Source organism: Halonotius pteroides, assembly GCF_003605635.1.
In the GTDB taxonomy this organism is placed as follows: Archaea; Halobacteriota; Halobacteria; order Halobacteriales; family Haloferacaceae; genus Halonotius; species Halonotius pteroides.
The window spans coordinates 1-15,141 of record NZ_QMDW01000039.1 but is presented as its reverse complement, the minus strand read 5'-3'; the positions used below and the strand labels follow the sequence as shown (position 1 = coordinate 15,141).

The 15,141-nt window shown below is 50.5% G+C and carries 12 protein-coding genes; 6 read left to right on the top strand and 6 right to left on the bottom strand.

Going from position 1 to position 15,141, the window contains the following annotated elements:
- The first annotated feature begins 196 nt into the window (after positions 1–196).
- The 3 genes from DP106_RS14530 to DP106_RS15995 all read left to right on the top strand — a co-directional run bounded on the left by DP106_RS14530 (position 197) and on the right by DP106_RS15995 (position 2,467).
- Positions 197–625, top strand: coding sequence for a hypothetical protein (locus DP106_RS14530; RefSeq protein WP_240625456.1), 429 nt, complete (start codon positions 197–199; stop codon positions 623–625).
- Entirely contained in the window at positions 625–1,974 is a 1,350-nt protein-coding gene (locus DP106_RS14525; protein ID WP_120086474.1) for a site-specific integrase, read from the top strand. The genes DP106_RS14530 and DP106_RS14525 overlap by 1 nt, the downstream gene beginning before the upstream one ends.
- Before the next feature lie 319 nt (positions 1,975–2,293).
- Positions 2,294–2,467, top strand: coding sequence for a hypothetical protein (locus DP106_RS15995; RefSeq protein WP_165857922.1), 174 nt, complete (start codon positions 2,294–2,296; stop codon positions 2,465–2,467).
- Between the two features lie 278 nt (positions 2,468–2,745).
- Here the strand turns inward: DP106_RS15995 and DP106_RS14515 are convergent, their stop codons facing one another.
- From DP106_RS14515 to DP106_RS14505, 3 genes are all read right to left on the bottom strand, one after another.
- Positions 2,746–3,957: an RNA-guided endonuclease InsQ/TnpB family protein gene (locus DP106_RS14515; RefSeq protein ID WP_120086470.1), complete on the bottom strand. Its 1,212-nt coding sequence runs from the start codon at positions 3,955–3,957 to the stop codon at positions 2,746–2,748.
- 1,356 nt (positions 3,958–5,313) lie between these two features.
- A complete protein-coding gene (locus tag DP106_RS14510) occupies positions 5,314–7,023 on the bottom strand; it encodes a winged helix-turn-helix domain-containing protein (protein WP_120086468.1) in 1,710 nt (569 codons plus the stop codon).
- 259 nt (positions 7,024–7,282) lie between these two features.
- Positions 7,283–7,480 carry a hypothetical protein gene (locus DP106_RS14505; protein ID WP_120086466.1) on the bottom strand — a complete coding sequence of 66 codons (198 nt, stop codon included), beginning with the start codon at positions 7,478–7,480 and terminating at the stop codon, positions 7,283–7,285.
- A gap of 259 nt (positions 7,481–7,739) precedes the next feature.
- Between DP106_RS14505 and DP106_RS14500 the strand changes: the two genes are divergently transcribed.
- The 3 genes from DP106_RS14500 to DP106_RS15990 all read left to right on the top strand — a co-directional run bounded on the left by DP106_RS14500 (position 7,740) and on the right by DP106_RS15990 (position 10,010).
- A complete protein-coding gene (locus DP106_RS14500; protein WP_240625456.1) occupies positions 7,740–8,168 on the top strand; it encodes a hypothetical protein in 429 nt (142 codons plus the stop codon).
- On the top strand, positions 8,168–9,517 hold the full coding sequence (locus DP106_RS14495) for a site-specific integrase (RefSeq protein WP_120086474.1): 1,350 nt from the start codon (positions 8,168–8,170) through the stop codon (positions 9,515–9,517). The genes DP106_RS14500 and DP106_RS14495 overlap by 1 nt, the downstream gene beginning before the upstream one ends.
- A 319-nt stretch (positions 9,518–9,836) precedes the next feature.
- Positions 9,837–10,010, top strand: a complete 174-nt coding sequence (locus DP106_RS15990) for a hypothetical protein (RefSeq protein WP_165857922.1) — start codon at positions 9,837–9,839, stop codon at positions 10,008–10,010.
- A gap of 278 nt (positions 10,011–10,288) precedes the next feature.
- Here the strand turns inward: DP106_RS15990 and DP106_RS14485 are convergent, their stop codons facing one another.
- The 3 genes from DP106_RS14485 to DP106_RS14475 form a co-directional block, all read right to left on the bottom strand.
- The gene (locus DP106_RS14485; RefSeq protein ID WP_120086470.1) at positions 10,289–11,500 is read right to left on the bottom strand and encodes an RNA-guided endonuclease InsQ/TnpB family protein; all 1,212 of its coding nucleotides are present in this window, start codon (positions 11,498–11,500) and stop codon (positions 10,289–10,291) included.
- Between the two features lie 1,356 nt (positions 11,501–12,856).
- Positions 12,857–14,566: a winged helix-turn-helix domain-containing protein gene (locus tag DP106_RS14480; protein ID WP_120086468.1), complete on the bottom strand. Its 1,710-nt coding sequence runs from the start codon at positions 14,564–14,566 to the stop codon at positions 12,857–12,859.
- A gap of 259 nt (positions 14,567–14,825) precedes the next feature.
- Positions 14,826–15,023: a hypothetical protein gene (locus DP106_RS14475; protein ID WP_120086466.1), complete on the bottom strand. Its 198-nt coding sequence runs from the start codon at positions 15,021–15,023 to the stop codon at positions 14,826–14,828.
- Positions 15,024–15,141: the final 118 nt, after the last annotated feature.

Below are 15,141 nucleotides of genomic sequence, written 5' to 3'. Positions count from 1 at the left end.
AGTTTTCAGCTTTTTTGCGGTATTTATGCTACAAGATGCCATTTTTACCATATTGAAGTGATAATATATAATATACCCAACCACCATACAGCGGCAAAGTATGATAATTTATATAAAAAATAGTAGTTGAAGTCAAAACTAAAGTAATGATCTATCCCATCTTTTATGCCCTACAATACACTACATAGATATACAAATGACACAGACAAAAATAGCCATGAGTGGACTTTCCGATGCGGAAAAGCAACTTATCGAAGATGCTGCCGACGAAGCGGGAATGGATACTGCTGCATTCGTGAGAACCCGATTCAGGGCTGGCTATCGGCTCTGGTCAGCTGGTGGAGATTTCGACGTGAGTGAGATGCGAAGCCGACTTGAGGACGATATAGATGATTCTACATCGGAGTCACAAACTGAGCCGTCTGATCCGGCATCGGCATCCAAACACGATAGATTCGCTGAACAAATCAAGCGCAGTCTGCCGACTAATGAGGAAGATGCCATATCACCCGACGAAGTTGAGGATTTAGTTTCCACAAAGGTCATCAGAAAGGTTCTGTCCGAACTGCGCGAAGCTGGCGAGGTTGAGTACAGTGTCACGCAAGATGGGTTTATTAGAAAATAATGTCCTCCATCAGTGACGCTCAATTCTCGGAGGCAGAGAAAAAAGAAGCCGACACCACATCGAGTGTTGATGAAATCGAACTCAAATCGGCTCCAATAGAATCCTTCATTTCTGAGAAACGAGCACAAAACAAGCAGAATAGCTTTGTTCAAATTCAAGAGTCCCGGCTCAGAGAGTTTGAGGCATTTCTATATTGGTTAGATAAGATCCACGTTTGCAGTGCTAGTGACGCTCAAATTGTAGAGTTTAATGACTTTCTGAAGAACGGAGATAGATACCTCACGATCACTGAACCCCACAATGGCTCAGAAGGAACACGCGAAATAAATCTATCAGATGTATCACGACATCAGATTTTGACGACATTGGTTGATTTTTATAATTACCTACAGATGGATAAGGGAATTATATCCAATAATCCGGCACAGCAGGCTCTCAGAGGCTTCAGCGACGATGAGTTTGATTTGTCCCCTCCGGATAGAATGCGAATCGAAATGGACGAAATGAGAGAATTTCTTGACTGGCTGGACACTCCGTTTGAGCGGGCTATAATCCTGAGTCTGCTGAAAACGGGAGTCAGGATCGGAGAACTGCTTAATGAAGATTTACAGTGCGTACACATTGGGGATGGATCAGGCGGGACTCACCCAGTCTACCAGCACATACTAGATCAGTACGATGTATCCCTTCGATCAGAAGTGCGCGACAAGCCTGATTCAGTATATATCTACTCCGCATTCAACGAAGAAACTGTCATCGACGGTGAAGAACGGAAACAAGGGAACAAGAGAAAAGACGATGATGGGAGTGTGATTCCGATTGACGATGAACTCAAAACGGCCATTATTGAATACTTAATGATGCGATCTCCACCACTCGAACACAAACGAACCAAGACACGTATTCCATTGTTCACCAAACCGACTAGTAGTGGTGGGCTTGAGCGGCTAACATATAGCAGCATCAGAAGCCAATTTGGTGATCATAATACTGATTCATCCGGGGCACTCGCTGAATATGATTGGTATAAACAGGGGGCTGATACCGAAGATAATGTATTCATGCACTACTTTAGACATTACTTTACTGACAATATGAAGCACAATCACGGTGTCTATCGCGGCTGGATGCCAACCGGTGTGATCGCGTACATCCGTGGTGACGTTGACAAGTCGGCTGTTGTCGGCTCTGAGCGGTCTGAATCAACCGCAAGGGAGAATACATACAGCCACTCAGATTGGCGTAACTGGGCTCTCAACGTCGAAGCACCGTACCTCAACAATATCTACAAGTTCGGTGTCTATGACGAGACACTGCCACGGCAACCCCCACAGGAGGTACAAATATGACCCTCGTGAGAAAAGATCATGAGTGCAATATCGGCATCTCAGATGTATGTGGAATGTACTCGGAACCGCGCACACGATATATCGGGGATACAGATGTGACTATTACCCCGTGCCCGATACCGAGCACAAACCGAGCACAATCCGATCACGCAGATAAGCGCAGTACAACGGAGGGGTAAGTGTGGAAAAGAAAAGCCTCCGACTACGTGAGGATCAAATCAAATTGTGTGAAGAGAGGGTCGATAACGACGCTTATGACTGCGACTCGTTTGCCGCTGCAGTCCGGGATCTGATTGACCGTGGAGAACAGTCGGACGATTTGCAGAGCGAGATTGAACGGCTTCGCGGGATTGTGGATGAGCAACGCGAAACGATCAATAATCTCAGTGAGCGCGAGATCGTCGTTGAGGTTGACCCGTCACCCGACGAAGAGGAGGAAGATCAGACCGAACTCGGGTTGATTGGCAAGGCACGGCAGCTCGTGAGTGGGTGATGCAGGATGGGCTATGCACCGTTATGATCTACTAATTCTGGGACTCGGGTTAGTCTCGCTGAGTGGTGGTCTTCTTGCCATTTACGGAGTTTGGCAAAATGACCGAACACAAACTTTGGCTGGAGCAAGCCTCGTGGCGACCGGCGGGAGTTTACTTTCATTGGTCACTGCTTCGCTGATCGCCACCCGGTATAAATAGACCTGACAAGATAAGTCATTAAGTAGACCATTATCCCTACTAGTGTATCTATCGAGATCGTCGGCATCGCCAGTGGGTGTTAGTCCCACTGAGCGATATTGATGGCCGCGTTCACATCGGCGTGAACCTCATATCCACACTCCCAGCACTCGAAATCATCGCCGTCACGGAACGCTGGATTTGTCTCGCCACACTGTCGGCAGGTGATACTCGTTTGTGCCGGATCAATCGCTTCAACAGGTAGCCCGGCTTCAGTTGCTTTGTACGCTAGCTGCTCAGTCAACATCCCATGCGGCCAGTCATGAATCGCGTCCTCAGCTGTCTCACGGTAGTCACTCAAGTCCTCAAATCGTATCTTACAGGGCGCATGATCGGCAGCAAGGTCAACAATCCGTCGTGTTGCAGTATGTGTCTCTTGTTCAGTGTATCGCTCACGATCACCGCGTGTCTCCCTTACACCCTTGAGATCGCCCTGTTTTGATAGTTGCTCACGGCGTCGATCTAGTTGCTCTCGATAATGCCGGAACTCCCGCCCAGATTCCATCTCAACAGCCTCAACACCATCTGAATCGACAACAGCAGCCGCCCACAGCACTCGCTCACCGAAGTCCACGCCGACCACCGTTTCAACATCACCCGGTTCATACACTTCGACCGGTTCGGAGACAGAGACGTGCGCCCAGAGTTGGTCGGTATCGTCGTATCGCAATTCAACGACACCGAGATCGGCGTCACCGGCGGTTACTTTCTCCAGCCACTCACGCTGATACTCACCAACAGAGACGTGAAACCACATTGAGGATGGGTCTAAACTGCGGTCGTTGATGAGTGAGATTTCGAGGCCGTATCCTTGGTCATTCTCGACTATCTGGCGGCGATTCTTTGAGCTTGATGACGTGGAGACACGAAAGTAATCTGCATCGCCAAACTGCCCCTGTGGTCGGTCGCCGGGTTGCCCACGCTCGTTCCATGAGGTGAACGCCTCCCTCGCTTTTGCCACGGCTGCATCCCGGTCGTGAGCATAGATATTGATATCATCCTCAAATTCTTCTGTTACCACCCGCCGGAGCTGCGTATCCCGGTTACTCCACCGATATGACGGAAATGAGGGGAGTATGTCAGCCGTATATCGTGCTACCCGCTGCCAGTCGTTAATTGCCTGTCTGATACGGTCGTGCTTCCACTGAGAACCCCGAAGCCGGAGCCGAATTGTCCGGGTAATGTCGGTAGTGGTCGTCCCAGCGCGGAACGCCTCAAGCGTCTCTTGATCCGCACTCGAACCAGTCGGCATTCTTTGATCGTGCGATTAGCTGGCAAGGATTTATATTCTGGGTGAGTGTTAATCCGATAAGCCGGGTCAGGCTATATGTCTGCCACCGGAGCGGGGTCGTTTCACCTCGTCGTAATCGTTGATTCTACGATTGCGGAGCGTGCCCACCAGCGAAGCCGCACGAAGGATGGAGCCCTGTATAAAGGCCATTTATCGGCGGTGGAGGTGAGAAGAGCGGAACAGAAATCCGCCGTTGCATGGCCTGTAGCGCACCAATAGGGTTGGCTCTCCCAAGGATATGGGAATCTGAGCCGGAAATCACGAACCTCACGAGATGTGGATGAGTCAGAACCCCACATCAAATCGTGCAGTGCGAGGGAGCGACCGCCTGATACACAAGAGCGCGTATCCCACCACATACTGAGGGGGACATTCCATTCCCCGAGAGAGTGGAAACAGAAATCGCATTCATACTGAAGCCGCAGATCTACGTCAACCGGTATAAATGAAGTGTATAGCATGGGTTGACGTATTCCGGTAGCAATTTTAGGACAATATATTGTAATAGCAGTCCTCTAAGCGGATTCTACCCCCCTGTTGCAGCGGACAGGAAACCCGAACCGGGATTGAAACATTTGCCAGTAAAACAGGTCGCCCTCGCACTGGTACGTTGCAGCGGACAGGAAACCCGAACCGGGATTGAAACACGGGGCGTTTCCGACGATTCTCGAAAGCAGCGAAGTTGCAGCGGACAGGAAACCCGAACCGGGATTGAAACTCGATGAATCGATCACTGGCGTTCGCCTGAGCGTTGTTGCAGCGGACAGGAAACCCGAACCGGGATTGAAACTCGAGCAACGGTTGACCGGCGGTGGCGAGCGGGCCGCCGTTGCAGCGGACAGGAAACCCAAACCGTATTAAAAGACTGAATTAATCGCCGCCAGCGGCGTCTTTACCCCGTCTAAAGCTCCCTGACAAGATACCTTGTCGAGTAGACCATTATCATCACCAGTGTATCTACCGAGATCGTCAACATCGCCAGTGGGTCATTCAATGGCGGTGGCGGTCGCGGTTGCGGCAAGGCCCGAACGGTCTGTGAGGGCCGCACTTGTCTGCCCCCTTAGGGGCTATCCCCCTAAAGGAGGGTGGCAAGATACCTTGTCGAGTAGACTATTGACAGCAGAGTGCTGCAATTTGCCGATTCCCATCTGCGGATCTAGGCTGATGCTGTCAGTTGCGGTGCTGTTGGGGGTGTGGTGTCTAGCAAATATAGAGCAAGTGACAGTATCAGCCTAGATCAGTCGTATCATCTGGAATCTATGTGATCTAAGATAGTGCCGCCGCTGGTGAGACTTGCTATCGCCTACCGCCGGTGGGCTAACCCCCAGCCCACTCGTAGAGGTCTGTCCTCATCTTGATGTGGCGACCAGGAACCCATCCATTGTCCACCGCAGCTGCCAACCTCTCAACGGTTATGTTGTCGAGATCGCTGAGAGGCTGCCAGTTGGGTGTTTCCTCGGGGGTGTCACTGTTATCACCCTTGGGGTCAGAGTTCACAGAACCGGCTGCAGTATCACTATCAGTGGTTTCAGCGGCAGTATTGGCATCATTGTCTGCATCCGATTCTTGCTGTTGCTTACGCCTCTCTCGTCGTTCATCAGCCCGGTCAAGAATATCGCCAACCTGCTCATCAGGGTTGACTTCACGCAGGACTTCAATACTCTCATCAAGTGCTGCGAGCGACGGGAAAACGACCAATACAGGGTTTCCAATCCTCTCAATCACTTCTGATTCGTCTAATCGACGGCAATGGTACTGAACTGTAGATCGCGCTAGCCCTGTTCGTTCTTCGAGCAGGTCATAGGTCGCACCCCGCTCGGTAGCGATTGTCTGTAGAATATCGTAGACGGCCTCTGTGTTGGGTCTGAGGGCTTCCTTACGCACCTGTGTGCCAACGGCCTCGAACCGCTCTCGTAGCTGCTCTCGGCGGTTTGTAGGGTGGTTGTAATCGTACACTGGGCGGGCTGACCCTGATTGGTAATCGTCGGCTATGAGCTGCTCACGACCGACTCCAGCCCATTGTAGATGCGACGATACAACAGACCGGAGTGTAGCCATCATATCATCCCATTCATCGACATGTGGCATCTCCTCGTCATCATCAACACCAGAATACGCTGCCTCAGTCTTGGGGTGGCGGGCGTGGTGATCTCGCGGATATTCATGCCACCCATCAGTCTGATAGCATTTGAGCTCAATGTCATATTTGGTGTCGTCAAACCCGAGCAAATCCCAGCGGTCAGCGTCAATAACAGCCTCTAGATACCCCTCTCGTTGCCGGGTTTTACCCGCTTGAGTCTCGCTTCGGCCTCCGTATGCAATTAGTTCCTCGCTTTTGCTAATAGTGTCAATTACTGGTTGCTTACTTCCAATGTCGTGCCGAAGATGTACTTCTCCCTTCCAGATGCGGCGTGAGTCATCGTTACGATCAGCGTTGAGACGGGAAACATCGATATCGTCGAGAACAGTCAACAACAAATCATACATCCGGCTTTCAATTTCTTCGCTAGTCTCAGCCCACGTCGTTGCGCACGCAATCAGTGAGCCTTCGCCGTGATTATACGTTATCTCATTACCGTCTTTATAATTGAGCTTCGATAGTTGGGGGGTAATTGTGAGTGAACACGATTTACCGTTAGTATTGAGGTTTCCGTCCTCGTCTTGTTGTCGCAATAGCAGCTTGTATTCGTAATACTGCGACCAATCCTCACCTTCGCCAGTCCCCCCCATCCAACCCTTACTCTTCAGCACTAGAACCCACCGTCCGGCTTCAGGATACCCAAGCCAATCGTAGTCCTGGTGATCTAACTCAGCAACGACGCCCGGCTCGTTGTCTCGATCTCCGATCCTATTCCGCCACAAGTCGAAGAACTGACGGTAGATAGTCCGTTCCCGGCTGGTGTCATTGAATACACACTGAGTCCCTCCACCGTGGGCGACTGGTTTGGGGCCGGATTCGGTATCAAGATCAGGAGATGGAAGCGAGTTAAGATCGGAATCAGAGACGTTTGAGAGGTCGATACTCATCTATTCCACTCCTGACAATCAGCATCGCCGTCTATGCCATGCAGACGGCTGATATGGGATTTAAACGAGATACTATCTGAGACGATGCACCTATTACAATCGCGTCGTAAGGAGCAGACACGGACACTCTGGAATCTAGTGCAAACCAAGTTCCCACGCCCGGTTGCACTGGATGGAGTCCCCGTGAAGGCCCCCTGTTTTGGGGCCAACATGGTAGTTCAGTAGTCCTATTTGCGCTTTATTTGTATTCTATTTATATCTATTTGTGTTCGTCTTCTAGTAGGTGGTCAGCTGCGAACTCGTGGTCTGGATGCTTCTTAGCGTCGAGGCCGTGAATCTCGATCTCGATCCACACGTCCTCTTGATCCGGGTCAGGCAACTCGTAGTAATCCCGAATCCGACGAGGAATCGTGATCCGGTTGTTGTTGGTCAATTTCGCTGAGATGTTCTTTCCCATTGGTTACGAATACGCCTACCCCGTAATAATCCTTACTCCTACTACAACTAGACGGAATATACAGCGAGATACTCGTTCATACAATATCATACAATGTATCCACACTTCAACCATATTGAAGTGATAATATATAATATACCCAACCACCATACAGCGGCAAAGTATGATAATTTATATAAAAAATAGTAGTTGAAGTCAAAACTAAAGTAATGATCTATCCCATCTTTTATGCCCTACAATACACTACATAGATATACAAATGACACAGACAAAAATAGCCATGAGTGGACTTTCCGATGCGGAAAAGCAACTTATCGAAGATGCTGCCGACGAAGCGGGAATGGATACTGCTGCATTCGTGAGAACCCGATTCAGGGCTGGCTATCGGCTCTGGTCAGCTGGTGGAGATTTCGACGTGAGTGAGATGCGAAGCCGACTTGAGGACGATATAGATGATTCTACATCGGAGTCACAAACTGAGCCGTCTGATCCGGCATCGGCATCCAAACACGATAGATTCGCTGAACAAATCAAGCGCAGTCTGCCGACTAATGAGGAAGATGCCATATCACCCGACGAAGTTGAGGATTTAGTTTCCACAAAGGTCATCAGAAAGGTTCTGTCCGAACTGCGCGAAGCTGGCGAGGTTGAGTACAGTGTCACGCAAGATGGGTTTATTAGAAAATAATGTCCTCCATCAGTGACGCTCAATTCTCGGAGGCAGAGAAAAAAGAAGCCGACACCACATCGAGTGTTGATGAAATCGAACTCAAATCGGCTCCAATAGAATCCTTCATTTCTGAGAAACGAGCACAAAACAAGCAGAATAGCTTTGTTCAAATTCAAGAGTCCCGGCTCAGAGAGTTTGAGGCATTTCTATATTGGTTAGATAAGATCCACGTTTGCAGTGCTAGTGACGCTCAAATTGTAGAGTTTAATGACTTTCTGAAGAACGGAGATAGATACCTCACGATCACTGAACCCCACAATGGCTCAGAAGGAACACGCGAAATAAATCTATCAGATGTATCACGACATCAGATTTTGACGACATTGGTTGATTTTTATAATTACCTACAGATGGATAAGGGAATTATATCCAATAATCCGGCACAGCAGGCTCTCAGAGGCTTCAGCGACGATGAGTTTGATTTGTCCCCTCCGGATAGAATGCGAATCGAAATGGACGAAATGAGAGAATTTCTTGACTGGCTGGACACTCCGTTTGAGCGGGCTATAATCCTGAGTCTGCTGAAAACGGGAGTCAGGATCGGAGAACTGCTTAATGAAGATTTACAGTGCGTACACATTGGGGATGGATCAGGCGGGACTCACCCAGTCTACCAGCACATACTAGATCAGTACGATGTATCCCTTCGATCAGAAGTGCGCGACAAGCCTGATTCAGTATATATCTACTCCGCATTCAACGAAGAAACTGTCATCGACGGTGAAGAACGGAAACAAGGGAACAAGAGAAAAGACGATGATGGGAGTGTGATTCCGATTGACGATGAACTCAAAACGGCCATTATTGAATACTTAATGATGCGATCTCCACCACTCGAACACAAACGAACCAAGACACGTATTCCATTGTTCACCAAACCGACTAGTAGTGGTGGGCTTGAGCGGCTAACATATAGCAGCATCAGAAGCCAATTTGGTGATCATAATACTGATTCATCCGGGGCACTCGCTGAATATGATTGGTATAAACAGGGGGCTGATACCGAAGATAATGTATTCATGCACTACTTTAGACATTACTTTACTGACAATATGAAGCACAATCACGGTGTCTATCGCGGCTGGATGCCAACCGGTGTGATCGCGTACATCCGTGGTGACGTTGACAAGTCGGCTGTTGTCGGCTCTGAGCGGTCTGAATCAACCGCAAGGGAGAATACATACAGCCACTCAGATTGGCGTAACTGGGCTCTCAACGTCGAAGCACCGTACCTCAACAATATCTACAAGTTCGGTGTCTATGACGAGACACTGCCACGGCAACCCCCACAGGAGGTACAAATATGACCCTCGTGAGAAAAGATCATGAGTGCAATATCGGCATCTCAGATGTATGTGGAATGTACTCGGAACCGCGCACACGATATATCGGGGATACAGATGTGACTATTACCCCGTGCCCGATACCGAGCACAAACCGAGCACAATCCGATCACGCAGATAAGCGCAGTACAACGGAGGGGTAAGTGTGGAAAAGAAAAGCCTCCGACTACGTGAGGATCAAATCAAATTGTGTGAAGAGAGGGTCGATAACGACGCTTATGACTGCGACTCGTTTGCCGCTGCAGTCCGGGATCTGATTGACCGTGGAGAACAGTCGGACGATTTGCAGAGCGAGATTGAACGGCTTCGCGGGATTGTGGATGAGCAACGCGAAACGATCAATAATCTCAGTGAGCGCGAGATCGTCGTTGAGGTTGACCCGTCACCCGACGAAGAGGAGGAAGATCAGACCGAACTCGGGTTGATTGGCAAGGCACGGCAGCTCGTGAGTGGGTGATGCAGGATGGGCTATGCACCGTTATGATCTACTAATTCTGGGACTCGGGTTAGTCTCGCTGAGTGGTGGTCTTCTTGCCATTTACGGAGTTTGGCAAAATGACCGAACACAAACTTTGGCTGGAGCAAGCCTCGTGGCGACCGGCGGGAGTTTACTTTCATTGGTCACTGCTTCGCTGATCGCCACCCGGTATAAATAGACCTGACAAGATAAGTCATTAAGTAGACCATTATCCCTACTAGTGTATCTATCGAGATCGTCGGCATCGCCAGTGGGTGTTAGTCCCACTGAGCGATATTGATGGCCGCGTTCACATCGGCGTGAACCTCATATCCACACTCCCAGCACTCGAAATCATCGCCGTCACGGAACGCTGGATTTGTCTCGCCACACTGTCGGCAGGTGATACTCGTTTGTGCCGGATCAATCGCTTCAACAGGTAGCCCGGCTTCAGTTGCTTTGTACGCTAGCTGCTCAGTCAACATCCCATGCGGCCAGTCATGAATCGCGTCCTCAGCTGTCTCACGGTAGTCACTCAAGTCCTCAAATCGTATCTTACAGGGCGCATGATCGGCAGCAAGGTCAACAATCCGTCGTGTTGCAGTATGTGTCTCTTGTTCAGTGTATCGCTCACGATCACCGCGTGTCTCCCTTACACCCTTGAGATCGCCCTGTTTTGATAGTTGCTCACGGCGTCGATCTAGTTGCTCTCGATAATGCCGGAACTCCCGCCCAGATTCCATCTCAACAGCCTCAACACCATCTGAATCGACAACAGCAGCCGCCCACAGCACTCGCTCACCGAAGTCCACGCCGACCACCGTTTCAACATCACCCGGTTCATACACTTCGACCGGTTCGGAGACAGAGACGTGCGCCCAGAGTTGGTCGGTATCGTCGTATCGCAATTCAACGACACCGAGATCGGCGTCACCGGCGGTTACTTTCTCCAGCCACTCACGCTGATACTCACCAACAGAGACGTGAAACCACATTGAGGATGGGTCTAAACTGCGGTCGTTGATGAGTGAGATTTCGAGGCCGTATCCTTGGTCATTCTCGACTATCTGGCGGCGATTCTTTGAGCTTGATGACGTGGAGACACGAAAGTAATCTGCATCGCCAAACTGCCCCTGTGGTCGGTCGCCGGGTTGCCCACGCTCGTTCCATGAGGTGAACGCCTCCCTCGCTTTTGCCACGGCTGCATCCCGGTCGTGAGCATAGATATTGATATCATCCTCAAATTCTTCTGTTACCACCCGCCGGAGCTGCGTATCCCGGTTACTCCACCGATATGACGGAAATGAGGGGAGTATGTCAGCCGTATATCGTGCTACCCGCTGCCAGTCGTTAATTGCCTGTCTGATACGGTCGTGCTTCCACTGAGAACCCCGAAGCCGGAGCCGAATTGTCCGGGTAATGTCGGTAGTGGTCGTCCCAGCGCGGAACGCCTCAAGCGTCTCTTGATCCGCACTCGAACCAGTCGGCATTCTTTGATCGTGCGATTAGCTGGCAAGGATTTATATTCTGGGTGAGTGTTAATCCGATAAGCCGGGTCAGGCTATATGTCTGCCACCGGAGCGGGGTCGTTTCACCTCGTCGTAATCGTTGATTCTACGATTGCGGAGCGTGCCCACCAGCGAAGCCGCACGAAGGATGGAGCCCTGTATAAAGGCCATTTATCGGCGGTGGAGGTGAGAAGAGCGGAACAGAAATCCGCCGTTGCATGGCCTGTAGCGCACCAATAGGGTTGGCTCTCCCAAGGATATGGGAATCTGAGCCGGAAATCACGAACCTCACGAGATGTGGATGAGTCAGAACCCCACATCAAATCGTGCAGTGCGAGGGAGCGACCGCCTGATACACAAGAGCGCGTATCCCACCACATACTGAGGGGGACATTCCATTCCCCGAGAGAGTGGAAACAGAAATCGCATTCATACTGAAGCCGCAGATCTACGTCAACCGGTATAAATGAAGTGTATAGCATGGGTTGACGTATTCCGGTAGCAATTTTAGGACAATATATTGTAATAGCAGTCCTCTAAGCGGATTCTACCCCCCTGTTGCAGCGGACAGGAAACCCGAACCGGGATTGAAACATTTGCCAGTAAAACAGGTCGCCCTCGCACTGGTACGTTGCAGCGGACAGGAAACCCGAACCGGGATTGAAACACGGGGCGTTTCCGACGATTCTCGAAAGCAGCGAAGTTGCAGCGGACAGGAAACCCGAACCGGGATTGAAACTCGATGAATCGATCACTGGCGTTCGCCTGAGCGTTGTTGCAGCGGACAGGAAACCCGAACCGGGATTGAAACTCGAGCAACGGTTGACCGGCGGTGGCGAGCGGGCCGCCGTTGCAGCGGACAGGAAACCCAAACCGTATTAAAAGACTGAATTAATCGCCGCCAGCGGCGTCTTTACCCCGTCTAAAGCTCCCTGACAAGATACCTTGTCGAGTAGACCATTATCATCACCAGTGTATCTACCGAGATCGTCAACATCGCCAGTGGGTCATTCAATGGCGGTGGCGGTCGCGGTTGCGGCAAGGCCCGAACGGTCTGTGAGGGCCGCACTTGTCTGCCCCCTTAGGGGCTATCCCCCTAAAGGAGGGTGGCAAGATACCTTGTCGAGTAGACTATTGACAGCAGAGTGCTGCAATTTGCCGATTCCCATCTGCGGATCTAGGCTGATGCTGTCAGTTGCGGTGCTGTTGGGGGTGTGGTGTCTAGCAAATATAGAGCAAGTGACAGTATCAGCCTAGATCAGTCGTATCATCTGGAATCTATGTGATCTAAGATAGTGCCGCCGCTGGTGAGACTTGCTATCGCCTACCGCCGGTGGGCTAACCCCCAGCCCACTCGTAGAGGTCTGTCCTCATCTTGATGTGGCGACCAGGAACCCATCCATTGTCCACCGCAGCTGCCAACCTCTCAACGGTTATGTTGTCGAGATCGCTGAGAGGCTGCCAGTTGGGTGTTTCCTCGGGGGTGTCACTGTTATCACCCTTGGGGTCAGAGTTCACAGAACCGGCTGCAGTATCACTATCAGTGGTTTCAGCGGCAGTATTGGCATCATTGTCTGCATCCGATTCTTGCTGTTGCTTACGCCTCTCTCGTCGTTCATCAGCCCGGTCAAGAATATCGCCAACCTGCTCATCAGGGTTGACTTCACGCAGGACTTCAATACTCTCATCAAGTGCTGCGAGCGACGGGAAAACGACCAATACAGGGTTTCCAATCCTCTCAATCACTTCTGATTCGTCTAATCGACGGCAATGGTACTGAACTGTAGATCGCGCTAGCCCTGTTCGTTCTTCGAGCAGGTCATAGGTCGCACCCCGCTCGGTAGCGATTGTCTGTAGAATATCGTAGACGGCCTCTGTGTTGGGTCTGAGGGCTTCCTTACGCACCTGTGTGCCAACGGCCTCGAACCGCTCTCGTAGCTGCTCTCGGCGGTTTGTAGGGTGGTTGTAATCGTACACTGGGCGGGCTGACCCTGATTGGTAATCGTCGGCTATGAGCTGCTCACGACCGACTCCAGCCCATTGTAGATGCGACGATACAACAGACCGGAGTGTAGCCATCATATCATCCCATTCATCGACATGTGGCATCTCCTCGTCATCATCAACACCAGAATACGCTGCCTCAGTCTTGGGGTGGCGGGCGTGGTGATCTCGCGGATATTCATGCCACCCATCAGTCTGATAGCATTTGAGCTCAATGTCATATTTGGTGTCGTCAAACCCGAGCAAATCCCAGCGGTCAGCGTCAATAACAGCCTCTAGATACCCCTCTCGTTGCCGGGTTTTACCCGCTTGAGTCTCGCTTCGGCCTCCGTATGCAATTAGTTCCTCGCTTTTGCTAATAGTGTCAATTACTGGTTGCTTACTTCCAATGTCGTGCCGAAGATGTACTTCTCCCTTCCAGATGCGGCGTGAGTCATCGTTACGATCAGCGTTGAGACGGGAAACATCGATATCGTCGAGAACAGTCAACAACAAATCATACATCCGGCTTTCAATTTCTTCGCTAGTCTCAGCCCACGTCGTTGCGCACGCAATCAGTGAGCCTTCGCCGTGATTATACGTTATCTCATTACCGTCTTTATAATTGAGCTTCGATAGTTGGGGGGTAATTGTGAGTGAACACGATTTACCGTTAGTATTGAGGTTTCCGTCCTCGTCTTGTTGTCGCAATAGCAGCTTGTATTCGTAATACTGCGACCAATCCTCACCTTCGCCAGTCCCCCCCATCCAACCCTTACTCTTCAGCACTAGAACCCACCGTCCGGCTTCAGGATACCCAAGCCAATCGTAGTCCTGGTGATCTAACTCAGCAACGACGCCCGGCTCGTTGTCTCGATCTCCGATCCTATTCCGCCACAAGTCGAAGAACTGACGGTAGATAGTCCGTTCCCGGCTGGTGTCATTGAATACACACTGAGTCCCTCCACCGTGGGCGACTGGTTTGGGGCCGGATTCGGTATCAAGATCAGGAGATGGAAGCGAGTTAAGATCGGAATCAGAGACGTTTGAGAGGTCGATACTCATCTATTCCACTCCTGACAATCAGCATCGCCGTCTATGCCATGCAGACGGCTGATATGGGATTTAAACGAGATACTATCTGAGACGATGCACCTATTACAATCGCGTCGTAAGGAGCAGACACGGACACTCTGGAATCTAGTGCAAACCAAGTTCCCACGCCCGGTTGCACTGGATGGAGTCCCCGTGAAGGCCCCCTGTTTTGGGGCCAACATGGTAGTTCAGTAGTCCTATTTGCGCTTTATTTGTATTCTATTTATATCTATTTGTGTTCGTCTTCTAGTAGGTGGTCAGCTGCGAACTCGTGGTCTGGATGCTTCTTAGCGTCGAGGCCGTGAATCTCGATCTCGATCCACACGTCCTCTTGATCCGGGTCAGGCAACTCGTAGTAATCCCGAATCCGACGAGGAATCGTGATCCGGTTGTTGTTGGTCAATTTCGCTGAGATGTTCTTTCCCATTGGTTACGAATACGCCTACCCCGTAATAATCCTTACTCCTACTACAACTAGACGGAATATACAGCGAGATACTCGTTCATACAATATCATACAATGTATCCACACTTCAACCATATTG

Excerpts from the sequence above, each read along its gene's own strand:
- DP106_RS14500 (WP_240625456.1), top strand. The coding sequence starts at position 7,740 with ATGACACAGACAAAAATAGCCATGAGTGGACTTTCCGATGCGGAAAAG.
- DP106_RS14525 (WP_120086474.1), top strand. The coding sequence starts at position 625 with ATGTCCTCCATCAGTGACGCTCAATTCTCGGAGGCAGAGAAAAAAGAA.
- DP106_RS14485 (WP_120086470.1), bottom strand. The coding sequence starts at position 11,500 with ATGCCGACTGGTTCGAGTGCGGATCAAGAGACGCTTGAGGCGTTCCGC.
- DP106_RS14510 (WP_120086468.1), bottom strand. The coding sequence starts at position 7,023 with ATGAGTATCGACCTCTCAAACGTCTCTGATTCCGATCTTAACTCGCTT.
- DP106_RS14475 (WP_120086466.1), bottom strand. The coding sequence starts at position 15,023 with ATGGGAAAGAACATCTCAGCGAAATTGACCAACAACAACCGGATCACG.
- DP106_RS14515 (WP_120086470.1), bottom strand. The coding sequence starts at position 3,957 with ATGCCGACTGGTTCGAGTGCGGATCAAGAGACGCTTGAGGCGTTCCGC.
- DP106_RS14505 (WP_120086466.1), bottom strand. The coding sequence starts at position 7,480 with ATGGGAAAGAACATCTCAGCGAAATTGACCAACAACAACCGGATCACG.
- DP106_RS14530 (WP_240625456.1), top strand. The coding sequence starts at position 197 with ATGACACAGACAAAAATAGCCATGAGTGGACTTTCCGATGCGGAAAAG.
- DP106_RS14480 (WP_120086468.1), bottom strand. The coding sequence starts at position 14,566 with ATGAGTATCGACCTCTCAAACGTCTCTGATTCCGATCTTAACTCGCTT.
- DP106_RS14495 (WP_120086474.1), top strand. The coding sequence starts at position 8,168 with ATGTCCTCCATCAGTGACGCTCAATTCTCGGAGGCAGAGAAAAAAGAA.